Here is a 19,415-nt window from a genome sequence, read left to right as displayed (position 1 = left end):
TGACCCCTGGCCCCCCTGGCCCCTGGCCCCACCCCCTGACCCTGGTTGATCAAGAGGTTTGCGTCGGCTCAGCGCCTCTTTCCGACGCAAACCTCTTGATCAACGCGGCGAGACGACGTGCGACGAGAGCGAGGTGCAGTGGTGACGGGACGGCAGAAGGTGTTGTTGGCGGCGCTCGGTGTGCTGCTGGTGGTCTTGTTCGTGGTGGCGGTCGGGGCGGGGGGCGGGGGGCGGGGGGACCCGTCGTCGCGTAGTTCGCTGGTCGACCTGCTGGGGCGGGTTGGCGGCGGGACGTCGGCGGTGGACCCGGTCACCGTCGACGCGGACTGTGCCGAGGCGCCCGGTCGGCTGGTCGTTACCGGCGACTGCGAGCTGCGGGTGGCCGACCCGGGTGGGCTGCGCACGTTGATCCTGCGCAGCCCGGAGGCGTTCACCGTCGAGGCGCCGGCACCGGGGGACGCCGACTTCACCGTCGAGGACGACGTCAACCCGGCCGACGATGGCACCGGCGCGGTGACCCGGATCGCCGTGGACCGGGCCACCACGGTACGGGTGAGCTGCTCCGGCGGCTGCCCGGTCACGATCGCGCGGGACTGAGGCGGGGAGGCCGGGATGGGTGCGCTGCGCAAGCCGTTCCTGCTGCTGGCGATGCTGGCGCTGGTGCTGGCGGTGGGCGTCGAGTGGGGTGCCGGGCTGCTGCTGGGTGGCGGTGATGCCGGTGCGGCGCTGGCCGAGAGCGCCGGTGATCTCGGGGTCGAGGTCGGTGACGTGAGCGGGGTCGGCGAGCCGTCCGGCCGGGGCACCGGCTATCTGGCGCTCGTCGACGCGGTGGCGCTCTGGACCACCGGGCTGTTCTGTCTGGGGCTGGTGCTGCCCGAACGGATCCACGGCCGGGTGCAGGGCGTCGCGACGCTGATCTTCTCGATCATCCTGATCATCGTGGCGTTCGTGGCGTTGATCGTCGCCTTCGTCGAGCTGATGATCATGGTGTCGTTGTTCCTGGCGCCGCCGTTCGGCACGCTGGCGTACCTGGCGTTGTGGGGGTTCTTCCCGGTCGGCGACGCGGCCGTGCTGCTCGGTCTGGCGCTGCTGCTCAAGCTCGCCTGGGCCGGGCTGCTGGTGCTGGCCCAGCCGAAGTTCCTCCAGAACAAGGGCCTGGTCCTGCTGATCCTGACCAGCCTGCTCTGCACCGTGCTGCTGGAGTTCCTGCACAACCTGGTGCCGGTGATCCTGGTGAGCATCCTCGACGACCTGGGCGCGCTGCTCTTCGCGATCATCGCGATCGTCTGGGCGCTGGTGCTGCTGATCGGCGCGATCCCGGCGATCGTCAAGGCGCTGCGGGCCACCGCCGCGCTACGCGCCGAGCCCGATCCCGACCGCTAGGCCCGACACACCGGCCGTTGGGTGCGCGGGGCGGATATGGTGGTGCCGTGATCGGGCTCGGCATGATCTGGTACCTCGTCGGCGCACTCGCCGACGTCGGTGCCTCCAGCATGCTGTCCGGCACGGCCGCGGCGACCGGTGTGCTGCTGACCGTCGTGCTCGCCGCCGCGAACCTGGTCCATCGGGTGGTCACCGCCCCGGACCTGCGGATCACCCGACGGCTGCTGCGGGAACGGGCCGGGCGCACCGGCGTGCCCCGACACCGCGATCCGGACGCCGCCGGCCGGGCCCGCCCCAGGGCGCCGACCGCGACCCTCGCGGTCGCCTGAGCTCACCGTCGCTCGTTCCACCTGCCGCTTCTCGGCGACCGCTGCTGACTCGTCCCACCCGTCGTCAGTCGTGTCGCGTTCCGAGGGGTACCTACATGTCTAATTCGTCCGCTTTCCGCCACCGGTACGCTATCGGAGCCCTCCGGTGAGCGCCCTGTTCAGCCCACTGATGGCCGTCGTCTACGGCACCATCTCGGCCATTCTGCTGTTCTGGCACGGCGCCTGGCAGATGCTCTTCGGCGACGCCGCCGCGCTGGGCACCGACTGGGCCTGGGTGCTCGGCATCGTCTTCCTGGTGCTGACCGTCCGGGGTGTGCTGTTCCCGGTCTTCGTCAAGCAGATCAAGTCGCAGCGCGCCGTGCAGGCGCTCCAACCGCGGATCAAGGAGATCCAGGAGAAGCACAAGAACGACCGGGAGACCATGCAGAAGGAGCTGCTGGATCTCTATCGCACGGAGAAGGCCAATCCACTGATGGGCTTCCTGCCGATGCTGGTGCAGATCCCGGTCTTCCTGGGCCTGTTCCACGTGCTGCGGCATCTCAAGCCGACCATGCCGGAGCACATGAAGACGCTGTACGGCTGGACGGTCACCCAGTTCGACAGCGCGTCGTCGGCGACGTTGTTCGGCGCGCCGATCGCCGCCAGCTTCCGGTCCGGCGCGCAGGAGTTGTCGCTGCTCGGCACGGACGGCACGACCGTCCGGATCGTCGCCGCGATCCTGATCGTCACGATGATCGCCACGACCTACCTGAGCAGCCGGCAGATGATCCTGCGGACCGGATGGGCCGAGGACCCGCAGCAGCGGATGGTGCAGCGACTGATGCTCTACGGCATCCCGTTCTCGCTGCTCGTCTCGGGTCTGATCTTCCCGATCGGCGTGATCATCTACTGGGTGACCACGAACCTGTTCTCCCTCGCCCAGCAGACCTGGGTCCTCCGGAAGCACCCGCCACCGGCCACCGGCGCACCGAAGGCGGGGGCCACGGCCACCCCGGCCCGCGCCACACCCCCGGCCCGATCGCTCGCGCCCCGGCCGGGCGCGAAGCCGACCACCGCCCGCCGGGGCGCGCCGCGCAGTCGATAGACGCCGAGATCCCGGTACGCCCCCTTGCCGGGCGGCGTACCGGGATCACCGGTGACAGACGTCAGCGCACGTCGGTGGTGGTCCAGCGCGGCGAGGCGTTGGTCACCTTGGCGATGTCGCCGACCAGGGTGGTACGCGCCTCGGCGTCCCGGCGCACACTGCTGCCCACCCACACGTCGACGTCGCCGGGCTCCACCACGCGGGTGAGGCTGCGGTCGGAGAAGGCCAGGCGGGTGGTGGGCACCGTCAGCTCGACCGTGACCGACTGGCCCGGCTCCAGGTGCACCCGGCGGTAGCCGAGCAACTGGGCCACCGGCCGGGTCACCGAGCCGACCAGGTCACGACCGTAGAGCTGGACCACCTCGTCGCCGGCCACCGCACCGGTGTTGGTGAGCCGGACGGTCACCGGCAGCGCCCCGTCGGTCGGCACCGTGGCGGGGACGGTCAGGTCGGCGTACTCGAAGGTGGTGTAGGACAGGCCGTGACCGAACGGGGCCACCGGGATCGCCGGCAGGTTGGTCACCTCGCTGCCCTCGCCGAGAGTGGGGTGCAGGTACGAGAACGGCTGCGCCCCGGCCGATCCGGGCAGGCTGACCGGCAGCCGCCCCGACGGGTTGACCCGGCCGGAGAGCACCCCGGCGATCGCGCCCGCCCCCTCCTCACCGGGGAAGAACGCCTGCACCACGGCCGCGCAGCGGTCCACCGCCCAGCCGAGCACGTACGGCCGACCGGTGAGCAGCACCAGCACCACCGGCGTACCGGTCGCCAGCACCGCCTCGGCCAGCTCCCGCTGGACACCGGGCAGCTCCAGGTCCTCCCGGTCGCACCCCTCGCCCACGGTGCCGCGCCCGAACAGTCCCGCGTGGTCGCCGACCACCAGGATCGCCACGTCCGCCGCCGCGGCGGTGGCCACCGCCTCGTCGAAGCCGGACCGGTCCTCGGAGTCCACGTCGCAGCCCCGCGCCCAGCTCACCAGGTCAGCGCCGAACTCGGCACGGGCCGCCGCGAGGACCGTCGGCACCTCGATGCCGGTCTCCACGTCGGGGTGCTGGGCCAGCACGTGGTTGAGGAAGGAGTAGCAGCCGAACAGCGCACCCTCCCGGTCCGCGTTCGGCCCGACCACCGCCACCCGCCGCCCGGCCGACAGCGGGAGTACGCCCTGGTTGGCGACGAGGACGACGGACTTCTCGGCGAGCCGGCGGGCGATGGACCGGTGCTCCGGCGAGTCGAGGTCGACCGGCTGCGGCTCGTCGTCGAAGGTGGCGTCGAGCAGCCCGAGCGCCTCCTTCTGGCGCAGCACCCGCAGCACCGCCCGGTCCACGAGCGCCTCGTCGAGCCGGCCCGACCGCACCGACTCGGCCACCGTCAGGTAGGCGTCGCCGGTCGGCAGTTCGATGTCGACGCCGGCGGTCAGCGCCTGCACCGCCGCGTCGGCGTGGTCGGCCGCGACGTGGTGCAGCAGGTTCAGGAAGGCCACACCGAAGTAGTCGGCGACCACCGTCCCGTCGAAGCCCCACCGGTCCCGCAGGATCCCGGTCAGCATGGTCGGGTCGGCCGCCACCGGCACGCCGTCGATCTCCGCGTACGAGTGCATGACCGACCGCGCGTCGCCGTCCAGGATCGCCATCTCGAACGGCGGGAGCAGCACGTCGGCGAGTTCCCGGGGTCCGGCGTGCACCGGGGCGAAGTTGCGCCCGGCGCGGGAGGCGGAGTAGCCGGCGAAGTGCTTGAGCGTGGCCAGCACCCCCTGCGCCTGGAGTCCCCGCACGTACGACGTGCCGAGCGTGCCGACGAGGTAGGGATCCTCGGCGATGCACTCGTCGACCCGCCCCCACCGGGGGTCACGGATCACGTCGAGCACCGGGGAGAGCCCCTGGTGGATGCCGAGAGCCCGCATGGACGCCCCGATCGCCTCGGCCATCTCGGTGACGAGTTCCGGATCGCAGGCGGCGCCCCACGCCAGCGGGGTGGGATAGGTCGCCGCCTTCCACGCGGAGAGCCCGGTGAGGCACTCCTCGTGGACGATCGCCGGGATGCCGAGCCGGGTGCCGGTCACCAGGTCGGACTGGAACTTCCACAACCAGGACGCACGGGCCTCGGCGTCGACCGGTCGGGTGCCGTACGCCCGGGTGAGGTGCCCGAGGCCGTGCCGGGAGAAGGTCTCCAGCTTGCCGACGTCGGCGAACTCGCCCTGCAACGGCGCGACCGTCTCGCCGTCCTCCTTCTCCCAGAAGCCGACGAGCTGGGCGATCTTCTCCTCGATGGTCATCCGCCCGAGCAGCTCACGGACCCGTGCCTCGCCGTCCGGCCGGTCGGGCCGGTCGTGCCGGTCGTGGCCCGGACCCGGTTGTGCCGGGACCGGTGCGCCGACCACGCCGTGGACCTCAGTCATGCTGTGCTTTCCCCTTTGTGTTGTGCTGGCGCCGCGTCGGCTCTCGTCGGGCCGCGCCGCTCAGCCCTTGACCGCGCCCTGCAGGCCACCGACGATCTGCTTTTCGGCGAACGTGAAGAAGAGAAGTGCCGGCAGCATTGCCAGCGAGGTGAAGGCGAGGATTCCGGCCGTGTCCGAGGTGTACTGGCTGGAGAAGTTCTGTACGCCCAACGGCAGGGTGTGCAGGCTGGCGTCACCGAGGACCAGCAACGGCAGGAGGAAGGCGTTCCAGCTCGCCACGAACGCGAGGATCCCGACGGTGACGAGGGCGGGACGCGACAGCGGGAGCATGATGCGCCAGAGGAACCCGAGCCGACCGGTGCCGTCGATCGCGGCCGCGTCCTCCAGCTCGCGCGGGATAGCGGAGAGGAAGGGACGCAGGATCACGATCGTCAACGGCAGCGCGAAGGCGATCTGCGGCAGCATCACCGCGAAGTAGGAGTTGATCAGGTTCATGTCCCGCAACATGAGGTAGAGCGGCAGGATCGCCGCGCCGGCCGGGAAGAGCAGGCCGAGCGTGAAGAAGGTATAGAGCACCTCACGGCCACGGAAGGTGTAGCGGGCCAGCACGAACGCGGCGCAGACCCCGAGCAGGACGACGCCGAGCGTGGTGCCCAGCGCGATCACGGCGCTGTTGAACGCCTGCGTCCAGAAGCCGCTCTGGGTCAGCACCCGGGCGTAGTTGTCGAAGACCCACGGGTCGGGCAGACCGGCCGGGTTCGCGACGATCTGCGGGGTGGTGCGGAAGCCTCCGATGATGACGTACAGCACCGGGACGATCGACACCGCCGCGACCGCGAGGGCCAGCCCGTAGGTGAGGGGATTGCCCCACGACACCGGGCGACGCCGGCGGGACGGGGACAGGGTGGCGTTGGCGGTCACGTCAGTTCGCCCTTCCGGTCGTGGCACCCTGGATGTCCCGGCGCAGCAGGAACCGCTGGAACAGCAGTGCCGCGACGAACGAGATGACGAAGAGGATCACCGCCACCGCGTTGCCGTACCCCCACAGCCGGGCGAAGAACCCGTTGTCCACCATGTAGGTGGCCATGGTGGCGGAGGCGCCGAGCGAGCGGACGGCGGGCACCGAGGTCACCCAGATCACGTCGAAGACCTGCAACGAACCGATCATCGACAGGAACATCCAGATCCGGATGGTGGGGCCGAGCAGCGGCAGGGTGACGTGCCGTTGGATCTGCCACCAGCTCGCGCCGTCGATGGCGGCGGCCTCGTTCAGCTCCTGCGGCACGTTGGACAGGCCGGCGAGCAGCAGGATGATGGCGAAGCCGACGTACTTCCAGGTGAGCACGAACAGCAGCGTCCAGATGACGATGTCCAGGTCGGCCAGCCAGGCCTGCACCAGGCCACCCAGCCCGATCGACTGGAGCAGCGCGTCCAGACTGCCGTTCGGGGTCAGGATCAGCTTCCACATGATGCCGACGGTGACCTCGGCCAGCACGTACGGCACGAAGGCCAGCAGGCGGAACAGGGTGCGGCCCCGGAAGTGCCGGTTGAGCAGCAGGGCCACGCCGAGGGCGACCGGGCCCTGGAGCAGCAGCGAGCCGAAGACGATGATGGCGTTGTTGCGCAACGCGTCGAGGAAGATCGGGTCCTGGAACGCCATGACGTAGTTGTCGAACCCGATGTACTCGGTGGGTGGTCCGACTCCACGCCAGCGGAAGAGGCTGTAGTAGAGCGCGAAGCCCATCGGTACGAGGACGAACGTCACGTAGACGACGATCGCCGGGGTGGTGAGACCGATGATCTCGTACCACTTGCGTCGGGTCTCGGCGGCCCGGTCCTTCGAGGGGCGCCGGACGGGCCGGAGCCCCGCCGGCGGCGCGGAGGCACCGCCGGCAGGGTCCAGTGTGGTGGGGTTGGTGGCGGTCACTTGCGCGCGGCCGCCTTCATCGCCTCGACGACCTGCTCGGGAGTCCCGTTGCCGGCGAAGATGGCGACGATCGCGTCGTTCATCGCGTTACCGACGGTGCTGCCGAACGCGGTGTCCAGCCAGAGCTGCACGTAGGTCGCACCGGTGGTCGCCTCCAGGATGGAGCGCAGGGCCGGGTCCTGGACGCCGTCCTCGGCACCCTTGGCGACGGGCAGGCCGGTGCCGGTCTGCGCGTAGCCCTTCTGCACCTCGGGGCTGACGATGTACTTGAGGAACTCGACGCACTCGCCCGGGGCGTTCTTGGCGCAGGCGAAACCGTCGCCACCGCCGAGCGCCGCCTTCGGGTCACCGGCGGAGCCGGAGATCGCCGGCACCGGGAACCACCCGATGAACTTGTCGAGCGCCTCCTTGTCGTTGGTCACCGTCTCCAGCGAACCCTTGTTCCAGTCGCCCATCAGCTCCATCGCGGCCTTGCCGTTGGCGAGCAGACCGTTGGCGCTGGTCGGGTCGTTCTGACCCGGGGTGGCGATGAAGTTGTCCTGGAACGGCGTGGTGTCGATGAAGGCCTTGAGGTCCTGGCCGGCCTTCACGAAGCACGGGTCGTCGAAGACCGTCTCGGTGCTGGCCTTCTTCAGCGTGTCCACCGAGCAGGCGCGCAGGGCGAAGTTGTACCACCAGTGCGCGGCGGGCCACTTGTCACCGGCGCCCAGCGCGATCGGGATCACGTTGATCGCCTTGAGCTTGGTGACCGCGTCGTTGAGCTCGTCGAACGTGGTCGGCGGGGCGGCGATGCCGGCCCGCTGGAACATGTCCTTGTTGTACCAGACGCCCTCGATGCCCATCCGGTACGGCAGACCGTACTGCTTGCCGTCCACCTGCCAGATCTCGGCGGCGCTACCGATGTTGTCGACCTCCGACTTCACCTGCTCGGTGATGTCCTTGAGGTAGTCGGCCTCGACCTGCTCGCGGATCTCGCCGCCACCCCACGCCTGGAAGATGTCCGGCGGGTCGTTGCTCAGCAGCGCGGCGGGCAGCCGGGTGCGCTGGAGTTGGTTGGTCTCGATCCCCTCGATCTCGATCTTGACCGTGGGGTGGAGCGCGGTGAAGTCGGCGGCGACCTTCTCCCAGTAGGTCTTGCCGGGCCCGTCCTGGGAGGCGTTGTGCCACCAGGTCAGGGTCACCGGGTTCTTGAACAGCTCACTCTCCCCAGGAGCCTCGGACTCACCCCCGCCGCCACATCCGGCGGCAAGCAGTGCTGTGGTGATGGACAGCGCTATGGCGGTGGTTACGCGGCGCTTCAAAGCCATCGGAATCTCCTCGACGTATCAGTCGCGGTGCTCGGCCTGCCGGCGAGTTTTACAGTCGTGTAACTCAGTGTCAATCGGTGTCGATAACGTTTTCGACTCGCCGTTCGCGGCGCTCGTCGAGCCCTCTATCATCGTCGGCGTGGCGTTCCCGCAGCGTGTGAACATGTCGGACGTGGCCCGAGCGGCCGGCGTCTCGGTCGCGACCGTATCCAAGGTGGTGAATGGCCGATACGGCGTGGCGCAGGCGACCGTCGAGCGGGTCCAGCAGGTCATCCACCAACTCGGCTACGAGGCCAGCCTCGGCGCGCAGAGCCTGCGCAGCCACCGCACGAACGTGCTGGGCATCCTGGTGGCCGAGTTCGAACCGTTCTCCACCGAACTGCTCAAGGGCGCCTCGTCGGAGGTGACCGGCACCGGCTACCAGTTGCTGGCGTACTCCAGCGGTGACGTGGCCGGTGCCGCCGTCGGCTGGGAGCGCCGCTCACTGGCCCGGCTCTCCGGGACGCTCATCGACGGCGCCGTGATCGTCACCCCCACGGTGGTGGAGACCAAGCAGGGCTTCCACGTGGTGGCCGTCGACCCGCACACCGGCCCGTCCGGCCTGCCCACCGTCGACTCCGACAACTTCGCCGGCGCCGTGCTCGCCACCAACTACCTGCTCTCGCTCGGCCACCGCCGCATCGGGCACATCTCCGGCCGCGCCGACCTGGAGTCGTCCCGGCTGCGCGAGGCGGGCTTCCGGCAGGCCATGGCCGACGCCGGGGTGACCGTCGACGAACGGCTCGTCCGGGTCGGCGGCTTCCGGATCGAGAGCGCCGCCGGCACTGCCGCCGAACTGCTCGCCCTTCCCGACCGGCCGACCGCGGTCTTCGCCGGTAACGACCTCTCCGCCATCTCGACCATCGACGTGGCGCGGAGCATGGGCCTGTCGGTACCGGACGACGTCTCCGTGATCGGCTTCGACAACGTCCCGGAGTCGGCGCTGACCAACCCGCCGCTGACCACCATCATGCAGCCGATCCAGCGGATGGGCGCCGAGGCGCTGCGGCTGCTCGTCGACCTGATCGCCGGGGTCGAGCGCGACATCCACATCCGGCTCCCCACCGAACTGGTGGTCCGCGCCTCCTGCCGCCCGTTCCCCGCCTGACACCGCCGAGCAGGCGGATTCGCCCGTCCTCGCACCATCTGACGACGGGTATCACCGGCGCGATTTCCGGCTCCTGAACTACGTCATCGCGCCGAAACGGTACGGACACCCACCGTGACCGGCGCACGCTCCTTCGATAGGAGAACGTGTCATGAGCAGTGCAGGAAGACGGGTACGCGGCGCCGTGGTGGTCGGGCTCACCGCCGCGGTGCTGACCGGGCTGCTGGCCGTCACCGCCGCCGCGGCGGTACCGGTCGAGGCGGTACCGGGGGCCGCCGCAGCGGCCCGTACCGACGTCTACATCAAGGACACCGCCGCCGACGTCGGAGTCGAGCCGCACGCGCTGAACCCGCTCTGGGCCAGCCCCGACATCAAGGTCTGCCCCACCGCCGTCGAGTGCGCCGTCAGCCAGAACCCGATCGTCGGCGTCACCAACTACCTCTTCATCAAGCTGCGCAACCCCGGCCCGTACGGCTCGGGCGGCAGCAGCGGGGTGCTCCGCGTCTACCGGACCACGCCGGGGGGCGGCGCGGTCTGGCCGACCCACTGGACCCAGATCGGCGCGGCCAACGTGGTCGCCTTCGCGGGTGTCACCACGGTCACCATCCCGTGGACCGGTGTCCCCGGGCCGGGGCACTTCTGCCTGCTCGCCCGCTGGGTGTCCGCGACCGACCCGATGACCTTCGAGGGCCCGGACATCAGCACGAACACCCGGTACAACAACAACATCGCGTGGCGCAACGTCGACTCGGTCCGGCTCACCGCGGGTGGACCGTCGGTCGTGCGGCCCTTCGCCATCGGCAACTCGCTGACCGTACCGTCCCGGAACGAGGTCGTCTTCGCGGCGGCCGAGCCGCTCCAGGCGATCGGCGGCCGGGTCGTCGTCGATCTCGGCCCGGACCTCTTCGAGCGCTGGCGGGCCGGGGGTGCGGTCGGCACCGGCGTCCGGGCGGTCGGCCGGACCCAGGTGGAGATCGTCGAACCCACCAAGGCCAGCCTGGGCAACCTGGCGCTGAACCCCGGTGAGCGGGCGGAGTTCTCGCTGCTCTTCTCCGCTGCGGCGGACAGTCAGCGGGAGATCTCCTTCACCGTGACCCAGTTCGGCCCGGACAGCAGCGGGGCCCGGTCGACCGACCTCGGCGGTGTGCAGTACCTGATCAGCACCGGCAGGCAGGGCTAGCTCGCACCGCGTCGCGGGGGTCGTGGGTCGAGGGGGCCCACGACCCTCGTGACGTCAGCGCAGGCAGACCCAGTCGGTGGCCACCGCGTACTCGCCGCGGTAGGCGCGAAGCTGCACCGGGCCGGTCGGCGGCACCCCGAGCGAGAAGAGACCCACCGCGTCGACCGTCGCCTCGTCGTAGATCCCGCTCACGGTCCGGGCGCTGACCCGGCCACGACCGGCCGGCGAGCACTGGCCGACGATGCCGGCGTCGCTCACCTCGATCTCCAGGACGATCCCGTCACCCCGGAAGCACAGGCTCCGCGCCGAACCGGACGAGCGGGTGAGCCCGGCCGGCTCCGCCTCGAGCGCCGAGTCGAAGGTCAGCTCGGCCAGGGCCAGCCCGGTGTCCGTCGTCCGCTCGGCGAACGCCGCCCGCGCCGCCGCCAGATGGTCCTCGGGCACTCCCGTGGAGTCCCAGAGCGCGGCGACCAGTTCGGCCGTCAACCTGTCGTCATCGACCGGCGGCCACGGCTCCATCGCGTTCACCCCCCTGCCGTCCGGCGTCCGGGCACGGTCCGAGGTACGGCGCCAGCGCCTCGCAGCCCCGCAGCCTCCGCAGGCAGCGGGCCTGGGTCGGGCCGATGCTGCCGACCGGTACGCCCAACCGGTCGGAGACCTGCCGATAGCTCGGCGGCGGCTCGGCGATCAGCAGGGCGAGTAGTTCCTGGCACCGGGGCGGCAGCTGGGCGAAGCCCTCCCGCAGCGCCTGCCGCCGTTCCGCCCGCAGCAGGTCCTCGTCCGGCGGCGCGGCGTCCGCCCAGGTCCCGTGGTAGGCGTCGAGCGCACCGTCGGACGGGTCGACGGGTTGGGTCCGCCGGACGAGGCGGGACATCCGGTAGCACTCCCGCCGGGTGGTGACGGCCAGCCAGGCCGCCAGCGCCTCCGGTTCGCGGACCTGCCTCAGGTGCTCCACCAGGCGCAGCCACACGGTCTGGTTGACATCCGCCGCGTCGGCGCCGCTCAGGTCGTGCGACCGGATCACCGAGTACACCAGCGGGGTGTACCGGCGCACCAGCTCGGCCCAGGCCGACTCGTCCCCGTCGGCGGCGGCGGCGACCAGGACGCGTACGCTCCGGTCGGTCACCACGGCACCGCTCGGTGGCTCCGCTGCGCCGCTCACGCGACGAGCACGCCGTAGTCGGGGTGCCAGCGCGGCGACGCGAGCAGGGCCAGCCGGGCCGCGTCGGCGCTCAGGCCACCCGCGCTCATCAGGGCGGCGAGTCGGCCGGCGACGTGTGCGGTGGCGAACGACGTACCGGCCCAGGTGGCGTACCGGTGGAACAGCCGGGTCGGTCGTCCGGGCAACGGCAGCCGCCCCTCGACGTACGTGCTGTCCCGGCGGCCGAGGGCGCAGGCGTCGACCCATGGCCCCCGACCGCTGTAGTCCGTCGGCACCACCGCACCTGCGGCACCCGTCTCGACGGCCCCGACCGCGAGCACGCGGTCCAGCGCGGCCGGCCAGACCGGACGGTCGGCACCGGCGTTGCCCGCCGCCGCCACCACCGCCGTCGTCTGCGGCATCGCCGCCAGCGCGTTGGCCAGCGGCACCGAGGGCCGGTCGTCGAGGGTGAAGCCGCCCAGGGAGAGGTTCACCACCGACACCTCGGCCGAGAGTCGGCTCAGGGCGGCCACCAGCATCGACTCGTCCCCGACTCCGGTGGGCGCCAGCGCCGTCTCGGGGTCGAGGCGTACGCCCGGGGCGGCCTGCCGCACCACCCCGGCGACGAACGTGCCGTGACCGCCCTGCGGGGCGAGCACGTCGGTGTGCACGTAGAGGGGGTCCTCGTCGTCGACCTCCGGCAGGTACGCGCCGCCGAGCCACTGCGGGTGTCGGCTGCCGGCCAGTCGGCAGATGCCGGTGTCGCAGATCCCGACCGTCACCCCCGCGCCCTCGGCGAGCCGGGCCGGGTCCGGCGGCGGCAGTGCGGCAAGCGTCCGGGGCGGCCCGCCCGGGTTGCCCATGATGTTGCCGAGCCCGAGCAGGACGTGGTGCGGTTGGACCACCGGCACCGGCGCTCCGGGCCACTGTCGGGGATCGCGCAGCTTCGTCACGAGCGTGGGGATGTCGGCCTCCCCGGCGAACACCAGCCGGGCGACACCGGCGAAGCCGACGCCGAACGTCACCGGGTTGCCGCTGGCCCTGAGCCAGGCCGCGACCCGCTGGGCGTCGGCGGGAGCGGTGAGCAACTGCCGGGGCCGGTACAAGATCTCCCGGCCCGGTACGGCGTACCGCCGCACGGTGCGGTCGGCGTCGAGCATCTCGGCGAACGCGAGCTGGTACGCCCTGTCGTCGGCGGCGGTGTCGTCGCCGAGTGCCGACGCCGGCCGCGCGGTGGAGGCCAGTGGCGCCGCCACCGTGGCCAGTGCGGACACCGCCAGGAGGCGCCGTCGGGACAGCCGGGTGCTGACGGGTGGTGCGACGGGACGGTCGGGCAGCAAGGGTCCTCCCCCAGACGACTCGGGAGGCGGCACGTCACTGGTGGTGGTGCGGCGGATTCCCGGTCTCCGGTCAATTCTTCCCTTCGATCGGCGCATGTCAATGCCAAGCGCATACTCACCGTCACCTGTCGACCACTCGGCGGGGCATCGACGATACTCAACGGGTGGTGAACTCTCCGCCGGTGCCCGACAGCACCACCGGCGGCGTCGATACCGCCCAGGCGGCACTCGACGCCGTCCAGCGCCGCCCCAGTGACGCGATCATGATCGCCGAACGGGTGCTCGCCGCCGGAACCGACGACGACGAGCGCTCGACCGCCGACCGCGCCATCGGTCTGGCGCTGCGCGAACTCAACGACCTGGCCGGCGCCCGGCGCCACCTCCGTCGGGCGGTGCGCAGCGCGGGCACGGCCCGGACCCGGGCGCTGGCCCGGATGAGTCTCGGGTACGTCCTGGCCAGCTCGGGACACACCGCGGCGGCGCTGCGGGCCGTCACCGCCGCGCTGCCCGACCTCACCGGAGCCGACGCCGGTCGCGGCCGGATGCAACGGGGGGTGGTGCTGCACTACCGCGGCAGGTACGACGAGGCGGTGCGGGACTACGGCCTCGCCATCGACATCGCCCAACGCGAGGGCGACCTCCTGCTGGAGGCACGCGCCCGCAACAACCGGGGCCTGCTCAACGCCCACCGGGGCACCACCGGCGGTGCCGACGACCTCTCCCGGGCGGCGAGCGCCTTCGACCGGCTCGGCCTGGACCTCGCGGCGGCCGACGCCCGTTGGAACAGCGGGATCGCGGCCGGACGACGCGGCGACATCGCGGCGGCGTTGCGCTGTTTCGCCGCCGTCGGCGAGGAGTACCGACGCCTCGCCGTGCCCCGGCCGGCGCTGCTGCTGGACCGGTTCGAGTTGCTGCTGTCGGTGCCCCTGGTCGACGAGGCGGTGCAGGTCGCCGCCGTGGCGATCCAGGAAGTGCGCCGTCGTGGCATGGCCTCCGACCTGGCCGAGGCGCTGCTCGCCCAGGCACGGGCCGCGCTGCTCGCCGGTGACCTGGCCACCGCCGCCGAGGCCGCGGCCGCCGCCCGGACCCGGTTCCGGCGGCAGGGCCGCCGCACCTGGGCCGCGTTCGCCCGGCACGTCGAGCTACGCGCCGAGGCCCGCCGGGGCACCCGGACGCCGGCCCTGCTCACGGCGATGACGCGGACCGCCGACCAGCTCGACGGCACGGGGTGGGTCGACCCCGCGCTGGTCACCCGCATCGACGCGGGCCTACTGGCCAGCGCGGCGGGTCGCCCCGACCGTGCCCTGGCCCTGTTCACCGTCGCCGCCCGCGCGCGGACCCGGGGCACCGCCCCGCGACGCGCCCAGGGCTGGTACGCCCTGGCGCTGTCGCGTCGGCTGGGCGGAGACGAGGCGGGTGCGGCCCGCGCGCTCCGCCGTGGACTGGGCGTGCTCGACCGGCACCGGACCTCGCTCGGCGCCACCGAACTGCGGGCCAGCAGCGGGGCGTACGGGCAGGAACTGGCGGCCGAGGGGCTGGACATCGCGATCCGGGCCGGCGCGCCGGCACAGGTCCTCGCCTGGGCCGAGCGGTGGCGGGCCAACGCGCTGCGCATGCGGCCCGCCCTGCCGCCCGACGATCCCGACCTGGTCACGGCGCTGGCCGAACTGCGGCTCGTCAGCGGTCTCCTGGAGGACGCGGTCCTGGCCGGACGTCCGGTACGCGCCCTGCGCGGCCGGCAGACCCGACTCGAACAGCGCATCCGGGACCTGGCCCGGCGGGTGCCCGGCGCGGCCGGGGTGACCACCCCGCCCGGCGTACGCCGACTGGCCGACCGGCTCGGCTCCCGCGTCCTGGTCGAACTCGTGGCCCACGGCGACCGGCTCAAGGCGGTGCTGGTCCGCGACGGCCGGGCCAGCCTGCACGACCTCGGGCCGCTCGCCGAGGCGGCGAGGCTGGCCCGATGGCACCGGTTCGGGCTGCGCCGGCTGATCGTCGGCGGGGATCCGACCGCCGCACGGGTCGGGGCCGCACACGCCGCGGCGGCGCTCGACAGTCAGCTCTTCGATCCGTTGCGGCCCCGCCTCGGCGACCGGCCTCTGGTGATCGTCCCGGTCGGTGTCCTGCACTCGGTGGCCTGGGCCGGGTTGCCCACCTGCGCCGGACGCGCCGTCACGGTCGCCCCCTCGGCGACGGCCTGGCTCCTGGCGGATCGGCGGACCACGGGGACGGGCCCGCCGGTGCTGGCCAGTGGGCCACGCCTGGCCGCCGGACGGGCCGAGGTCGAACGGCTCGCCGAGGTGTTGCCGGGCGCCCGGCCGCTCGTCGGGCCGGACGCCACCGCCGGTGCGCTGACCGCCGCGCTGGACGGCGCCGGGATGGTGCACATCGCGGCCCACGGCACCTTCCGCGCCGACAATCCCCAGTTCTCCACGCTGGAGCTGGCAGACGGGCCGCTGTTCGCCTACGAGTGGGAGCGGGTCGCCCGGCCACCCGGCTGCGTGGTGCTCTCCGCCTGCGAGTCGGGGCTGACCGACGTACGCCCCGGCGACGAGATCATGGGTTTCGCCGCGGTGCTGCTGGCCCTGGGTACCCGGTGCCTGATCGCCACCGTCCTGCCGGTGCCCGCCGAGCCCACCACCGCGCTGATGGTGGACCTGCACCGACGGATGTGGGCGGGCGCCCGCCCGGCCTCGGCTCTCGCCGACGCCCAGCAGGCGTTCGTCGCCACCGGCGACAGCGCCGCCCGCGCCACCGCAGCCGCGTTCGTCTGCCTGGGCGCCGGATGACCGGGCGTCCCTAGGACGCGCCGCCGACCAGCGCGGCAGCGGTGGCGCGATCCAGCGCACCGTCGGCGACGACGACCCGATAGCGGCCGTGCCGGCTGGAGCCGGCCGGGATCGTCACGGTCTCCTCGAACGCGAACGCCACGCAGACCCCCGGGTACATCGAGGTCCGCACGAACCACCGGTCGCCGGGCCCGAGGCCGCTGAAGACCAGGGTGTACGCCGCCCCGCCCGGCGCCCGAGCCCGCATCGCCACCCACGGTTCGTCGCCGCCGTTGACCTGTTCCTCGCCGGTCGACGAGTCGCTGAAGACCTCGGGCTGCCCGTCCGCCACGGCACGCCAGAAGAAGCCGCCGTAGCCGGCCCCGCCGGGGCGGCCGTTGGTCGCCGGGCTGCCCAGTGTCACGTCCCGGTCGGCGGGGGCGGTGAGGGTGCTGGTCACCTCCAGCCGCCAGGCACCCTCGGGGCCCGTGTCGGACATCCCGTCCGCCGGGGCGGGCAGCGCCGAGGCGGTGAGCGTACGCCGCTCGGTGAGCAGCACCGCACCGGACGGGTCACCCCAGTGCAGCCGATGGTCGAGGCGGTCGTCCGCCCGGTGTTCCCAGCCGGCGTGCACGATCCGGCCGTGGTCGCCCCGCCAGGTGTAGCCGACGTCGCGGACGTAGGTGCGTCCGCCCCAGAGGTTGGTGCCGTCGACGTCCTGCACGGCCAGCGAGGCGCCGAGGTGCCAGACGTGGTCGGCCGGGAGCGCGTCGGTCACCGGCACGCCGGCCAGCGTGCGTACCGGGTGCAGGTAGGGCCGGGGCCCGTGCGTGGCGTCGAGGTCGGGGGCGAGCACGTACCGGGCGACCGGGGTGCCGGCGACCATCAGGTGCGGATCATCGGTGTCGGTGGCGGGCGTACCGGCGACCGGGTCGGCGGCGGTCACGACAGCTCCGGCTCGGCGACCGGCCGGCGGCGGGCCACCGCGTGCACGGCGGCCAGCGCGTACCCGGCGAGGATCGGCACCGCGACCGGGGTGACCAGCACGCCGAGCAGCGCGGCGACCACGGTGGTGCCGGCCAGCGCGGCCCAGTGCGCGGGGTGGTCGAGGCAGGCCCGGGCGGCCCGGCTGGCGGCCGACCGCCAGCCGGTGCCGCCGGTGGAGCCCACCTCGACCACGACCGCGGCGGCGTAGCCGAGCAGGCCCGCCGCGACGACGGTGGTGACGCTCAACGCCAGCGCCCCGCCGGGCACCCGGCCGGTGGCCAGCGCCACCAGGTCGGCGGCGAGCAGACCGACGGCGGCGAGCCCGAGCAGCGCCACCGGCAGGCCCGGTAGCAGTCCCCGGCCGAACCGGGCGAACGTCTGCCGGGCCGTCGGCCAACTGCCGGTGGCCAGCCAGTCGTGCACGGCCGCGCTGGCGGTGCCGACCGCGGCACCGGCGGTCACCACCGGCACCGAGGCGAGCACCGTCAGGATGCCGACCAGCGCCAGGTCGGCGGCGTCGCGAACGGTGTCCCGCCAGTCGCGGCGCGGCGGGCGCCGGTCGTGGCCGTCGTCAGCCCTTGAGTCCACTGGTGTTGATCCCCTCGACGAGCATCCGTTGGAAGGCCACGAAGAACACGAAGACCGGCAGCAGGGACAGCACCGACATGGCGAACATCGGTCCCACCGCGCTCTGGCTGGTGGAGTCGATGAACAGGGTCAGCGCCACCGGCACCGTGTAGTCGCTCAGGCTGGACAGGAAGACCAGTTGCCGGAAGAAGTCGTTCCAGGTCCAGATGAACGAGAAGATCGCGGTGGTGACCAGCGCGGGCCGGCTCAGCGGCAGGATGACGTACCGGAAGATGCCGTACGCGTTGGCGCCGTCGATCCGGGCGGCCTCGTCCAGCTCACGCGGGATGCTCCGCATGAACTGCACCATCAGGAAGACGAAGAACGCCTCGGTGGCCAGGAACTGCGGGATCAGCAGTGGGAGGTACGGCCAGTCGCCGCCGACCAGGCCGAGGCTGCGGAACAGGATGTACTGCGGCACGATCAGCACGTGCCCCGGCAGCAGCAGGGTGCCGATCATGACGGCGAACCACACCCCGCGCAGCCGGAACTTCAGCCGGGCGAAGGCGTACGCGGCCAGCAGGCAGCTCACCGCGTTGCCGACCACGGTCAGCAGGCTGACCATGGCGCTGTTGAAGAAGAACCGGCCGAAGCTGACGTCGAAGTTGCTCCACCCGTTGGTGTAGTTGCCCGGGGTGAACGTCTCCGGCAGCAGGCCGATGTTGTTGACGATCTCCTGCTGCGACTTGAACGACGTGCCGATCATCCAGATCAGCGGGTAGAGCACCACCGCGACGATGGCCAGCAGCACGATCAGTCGCAGCCAGGAGCGGCTACGCGGGCGTTGCGGGCGGGTCGCCACGGGGGGCGCCACGGTGCTCGCCACCATCAGCGGTCCTCCCCGTCGGAGTAGTGCACCCAGAACCGGCCGGTGCTGAAGAAGACGACCGTGATCAGGGCGATGGCGATCAGGAACACCCAGGCCATCGCGGAGGCGTAGCCCATCTCCAGGTCGGTGAAGCCGGTGATGTAGAGGTTCAGCGTGTACATCAGGGTCGAGTCGACCGGCCCGCCGGTGCCGTTGCTGAGCACGAACGCGGCGGTGAAGCCCTGGAAACCGTTGATGGTCTCCAGCACCAGGTTGAAGAAGATCACCGGGGAGAGCATCGGCAGCGTCACGTTGACGAACTTCCGGAACTTGCCGGCGCCGTCCACCGACGCGGCCTCGTACAGCTCGGTCGGCACCTGCTTGAGCCCGGCCAGGAAGATCACCATCGGTGCGCCGAACTGCCAGATGGCCAGCACCATCAGGGTCTCCAGGGCCCAGTCCGGGTCGTTGACCCAGGGCTTGCCCTCGATGCCGAACAGCGCCAGGAAGGAGTTGAACGCCCCCTCCCGGTTGAACATGTTCACCCAGACGATGGCCAGCGCCACGCTGCCGCCGAGCAGCGACGGCAGATAGAACAGACCCCGGAACAGCCCGACCCCGCGCCAGGCCCGGTTGAGCAGCAGCGCCACACCGAGGGCCGCGGCCAGTTTCAGTGGCACGGCGATCAGGGCGAAGCTGAGGGTAACCCGGACCGAGTGCCACCACGACGGGTCGCTGGTGAACATCCGTTCGTAGTTGGCCAGCCCGACCCACTCCACCTCGGACCAGGGGGTGAGGATGTCGTAGTTGGTGAAGCTGAGGTAGAGCGACAACAGCATGGGCATCGCCGTGATGGCCATCAGACCGATGAGCCAGGGCGACAGGAAGACGTAACCGGCCAGACCTTCCGCGTGCCGGTTCCGTCCGGCCCGACGCCGGCGGCGAGTTCGGCGGGCCGGTCCCGGGTCGGGACCAGGACGTCGAGCAGACGATCG

The 19,415-nt window shown here is 72.0% G+C and carries 18 protein-coding genes; 7 read left to right on the top strand and 11 right to left on the bottom strand.

Annotated features, from left to right (window positions below; translation table 11 throughout):
- The first annotated feature begins 141 nt into the window (after window positions 1-141).
- The 4 genes from ACWDVW_RS22015 (at window position 142) to yidC (ending at window position 2,796) form a co-directional block, all read left to right on the top strand.
- The gene (locus tag ACWDVW_RS22015; protein WP_449951817.1) at window positions 142-597 is read left to right on the top strand and encodes a hypothetical protein; all 456 of its coding nucleotides are present in this window, start codon (window positions 142-144) and stop codon (window positions 595-597) included.
- 15 nt (window positions 598-612) lie between these two features.
- Window positions 613-1,383 carry a hypothetical protein gene (locus tag ACWDVW_RS22010; RefSeq protein WP_449951815.1) on the top strand — a complete coding sequence of 257 codons (771 nt, stop codon included), beginning with the start codon at window positions 613-615 and terminating at the stop codon, window positions 1,381-1,383.
- Between the two features lie 47 nt (window positions 1,384-1,430).
- Entirely contained in the window at window positions 1,431-1,712 is a 282-nt protein-coding gene (locus tag ACWDVW_RS22005; RefSeq protein WP_449951812.1) for a DUF6412 domain-containing protein, read from the top strand.
- A 169-nt stretch (window positions 1,713-1,881) separates the two neighbouring features.
- On the top strand, window positions 1,882-2,796 hold the full coding sequence (gene yidC, locus ACWDVW_RS22000; protein ID WP_449951939.1) for a membrane protein insertase YidC: 915 nt from the start codon (window positions 1,882-1,884) through the stop codon (window positions 2,794-2,796).
- Window positions 2,797-2,857: 61 nt separating this feature from the next.
- Here yidC and ACWDVW_RS21995 read toward each other — a convergent pair whose 3' ends face one another.
- Genes ACWDVW_RS21995 through ACWDVW_RS21980 form a run of 4 tightly spaced genes read right to left on the bottom strand, consistent with a single transcriptional unit; the run spans window position 2,858 to window position 8,422 of the window.
- Entirely contained in the window at window positions 2,858-5,188 is a 2,331-nt protein-coding gene (locus ACWDVW_RS21995) for a beta-xylosidase/alpha-l-arabinosidase (RefSeq protein WP_449951809.1), read from the bottom strand.
- 60 nt (window positions 5,189-5,248) lie between these two features.
- The gene (locus tag ACWDVW_RS21990; protein ID WP_131054785.1) at window positions 5,249-6,109 is read right to left on the bottom strand and encodes a carbohydrate ABC transporter permease; all 861 of its coding nucleotides are present in this window, start codon (window positions 6,107-6,109) and stop codon (window positions 5,249-5,251) included.
- A gap of 1 nt (window position 6,110) precedes the next feature.
- Complete coding sequence (locus ACWDVW_RS21985) at window positions 6,111-7,115, bottom strand: carbohydrate ABC transporter permease (protein ID WP_131054784.1); 1,005 nt, start codon at window positions 7,113-7,115, stop codon at window positions 6,111-6,113.
- Window positions 7,112-8,422: an extracellular solute-binding protein gene (locus tag ACWDVW_RS21980; protein ID WP_449951804.1), complete on the bottom strand. Its 1,311-nt coding sequence runs from the start codon at window positions 8,420-8,422 to the stop codon at window positions 7,112-7,114. The genes ACWDVW_RS21985 and ACWDVW_RS21980 overlap by 4 nt, the downstream gene beginning before the upstream one ends.
- 139 nt (window positions 8,423-8,561) lie before the next feature.
- Here ACWDVW_RS21980 and ACWDVW_RS21975 point away from each other — a divergent pair, with 139 nt between their 5' ends.
- Window positions 8,562-9,569, top strand: coding sequence for a LacI family DNA-binding transcriptional regulator (locus tag ACWDVW_RS21975; protein WP_449951801.1), 1,008 nt, complete (start codon window positions 8,562-8,564; stop codon window positions 9,567-9,569).
- A 151-nt stretch (window positions 9,570-9,720) separates the two neighbouring features.
- Entirely contained in the window at window positions 9,721-10,749 is a 1,029-nt protein-coding gene (locus ACWDVW_RS21970) for a hypothetical protein (protein WP_449951798.1), read from the top strand.
- A 54-nt stretch (window positions 10,750-10,803) separates the two neighbouring features.
- Here the strand turns inward: ACWDVW_RS21970 and ACWDVW_RS21965 are convergent, their stop codons facing one another.
- The 3 genes from ACWDVW_RS21965 to ACWDVW_RS21955 are packed head-to-tail and all read right to left on the bottom strand — an operon-like array spanning window position 10,804 to window position 13,164.
- Window positions 10,804-11,268 carry a hypothetical protein gene (locus tag ACWDVW_RS21965; protein ID WP_449951795.1) on the bottom strand — a complete coding sequence of 155 codons (465 nt, stop codon included), beginning with the start codon at window positions 11,266-11,268 and terminating at the stop codon, window positions 10,804-10,806.
- On the bottom strand, window positions 11,243-11,875 hold the full coding sequence (locus ACWDVW_RS21960) for an RNA polymerase sigma factor (protein WP_449951793.1): 633 nt from the start codon (window positions 11,873-11,875) through the stop codon (window positions 11,243-11,245). Before ACWDVW_RS21960 ends, ACWDVW_RS21965 begins: the two co-directional genes overlap by 26 nt.
- Before the next feature lie 32 nt (window positions 11,876-11,907).
- Window positions 11,908-13,164 carry a S8 family serine peptidase gene (locus ACWDVW_RS21955; RefSeq protein WP_449951790.1) on the bottom strand — a complete coding sequence of 419 codons (1,257 nt, stop codon included), beginning with the start codon at window positions 13,162-13,164 and terminating at the stop codon, window positions 11,908-11,910.
- A 230-nt stretch (window positions 13,165-13,394) separates the two neighbouring features.
- Here ACWDVW_RS21955 and ACWDVW_RS21950 point away from each other — a divergent pair, with 230 nt between their 5' ends.
- Complete coding sequence (locus ACWDVW_RS21950) at window positions 13,395-16,019, top strand: CHAT domain-containing protein (RefSeq protein ID WP_449951787.1); 2,625 nt, start codon at window positions 13,395-13,397, stop codon at window positions 16,017-16,019.
- A gap of 10 nt (window positions 16,020-16,029) precedes the next feature.
- On the opposite strand, the gene ACWDVW_RS21945 is transcribed toward ACWDVW_RS21950, so the two are convergent.
- The 4 genes from ACWDVW_RS21945 to ACWDVW_RS21930 are packed head-to-tail and all read right to left on the bottom strand — an operon-like array spanning window position 16,030 to window position 19,322.
- Window positions 16,030-16,944, bottom strand: a complete 915-nt coding sequence (locus tag ACWDVW_RS21945) for a DUF6807 domain-containing protein (protein ID WP_449951785.1) — start codon at window positions 16,942-16,944, stop codon at window positions 16,030-16,032.
- The gene (locus tag ACWDVW_RS21940) at window positions 16,941-17,573 is read right to left on the bottom strand and encodes a hypothetical protein (RefSeq protein WP_449951782.1); all 633 of its coding nucleotides are present in this window, start codon (window positions 17,571-17,573) and stop codon (window positions 16,941-16,943) included. Before ACWDVW_RS21940 ends, ACWDVW_RS21945 begins: the two co-directional genes overlap by 4 nt.
- Window positions 17,557-18,441, bottom strand: a complete 885-nt coding sequence (locus tag ACWDVW_RS21935; protein ID WP_449951779.1) for a carbohydrate ABC transporter permease — start codon at window positions 18,439-18,441, stop codon at window positions 17,557-17,559. The genes ACWDVW_RS21940 and ACWDVW_RS21935 overlap by 17 nt, the downstream gene beginning before the upstream one ends.
- Complete coding sequence (locus ACWDVW_RS21930) at window positions 18,441-19,322, bottom strand: carbohydrate ABC transporter permease (protein ID WP_396747790.1); 882 nt, start codon at window positions 19,320-19,322, stop codon at window positions 18,441-18,443. Before ACWDVW_RS21930 ends, ACWDVW_RS21935 begins: the two co-directional genes overlap by 1 nt.
- Between the last annotated feature and the right edge of the window lie 93 nt (window positions 19,323-19,415).

This window comes from Micromonospora sp. NPDC003241, assembly GCF_053589795.1.
The sequence above is the reverse complement of the archived record's forward strand: the minus strand, read 5'-3'. Positions and strand labels throughout refer to the sequence as shown.

Bases quoted from the DNA above. Each gene is read 5' to 3' on its own strand.
- ACWDVW_RS22010 (WP_449951815.1), top strand. From the start codon at position 613: ATGGGTGCGCTGCGCAAGCCGTTCCTGCTGCTGGCGATGCTGGCGCTG.
- yidC (WP_449951939.1), top strand. From the start codon at position 1,882: ATGGCCGTCGTCTACGGCACCATCTCGGCCATTCTGCTGTTCTGGCAC.
- ACWDVW_RS21995 (WP_449951809.1), bottom strand. From the start codon at position 5,188: ATGACTGAGGTCCACGGCGTGGTCGGCGCACCGGTCCCGGCACAACCG.
- ACWDVW_RS21980 (WP_449951804.1), bottom strand. From the start codon at position 8,422: ATGGCTTTGAAGCGCCGCGTAACCACCGCCATAGCGCTGTCCATCACC.
- ACWDVW_RS21970 (WP_449951798.1), top strand. From the start codon at position 9,721: ATGAGCAGTGCAGGAAGACGGGTACGCGGCGCCGTGGTGGTCGGGCTC.
- ACWDVW_RS21965 (WP_449951795.1), bottom strand. From the start codon at position 11,268: ATGGAGCCGTGGCCGCCGGTCGATGACGACAGGTTGACGGCCGAACTG.
- ACWDVW_RS21935 (WP_449951779.1), bottom strand. From the start codon at position 18,441: ATGGTGGCGAGCACCGTGGCGCCCCCCGTGGCGACCCGCCCGCAACGC.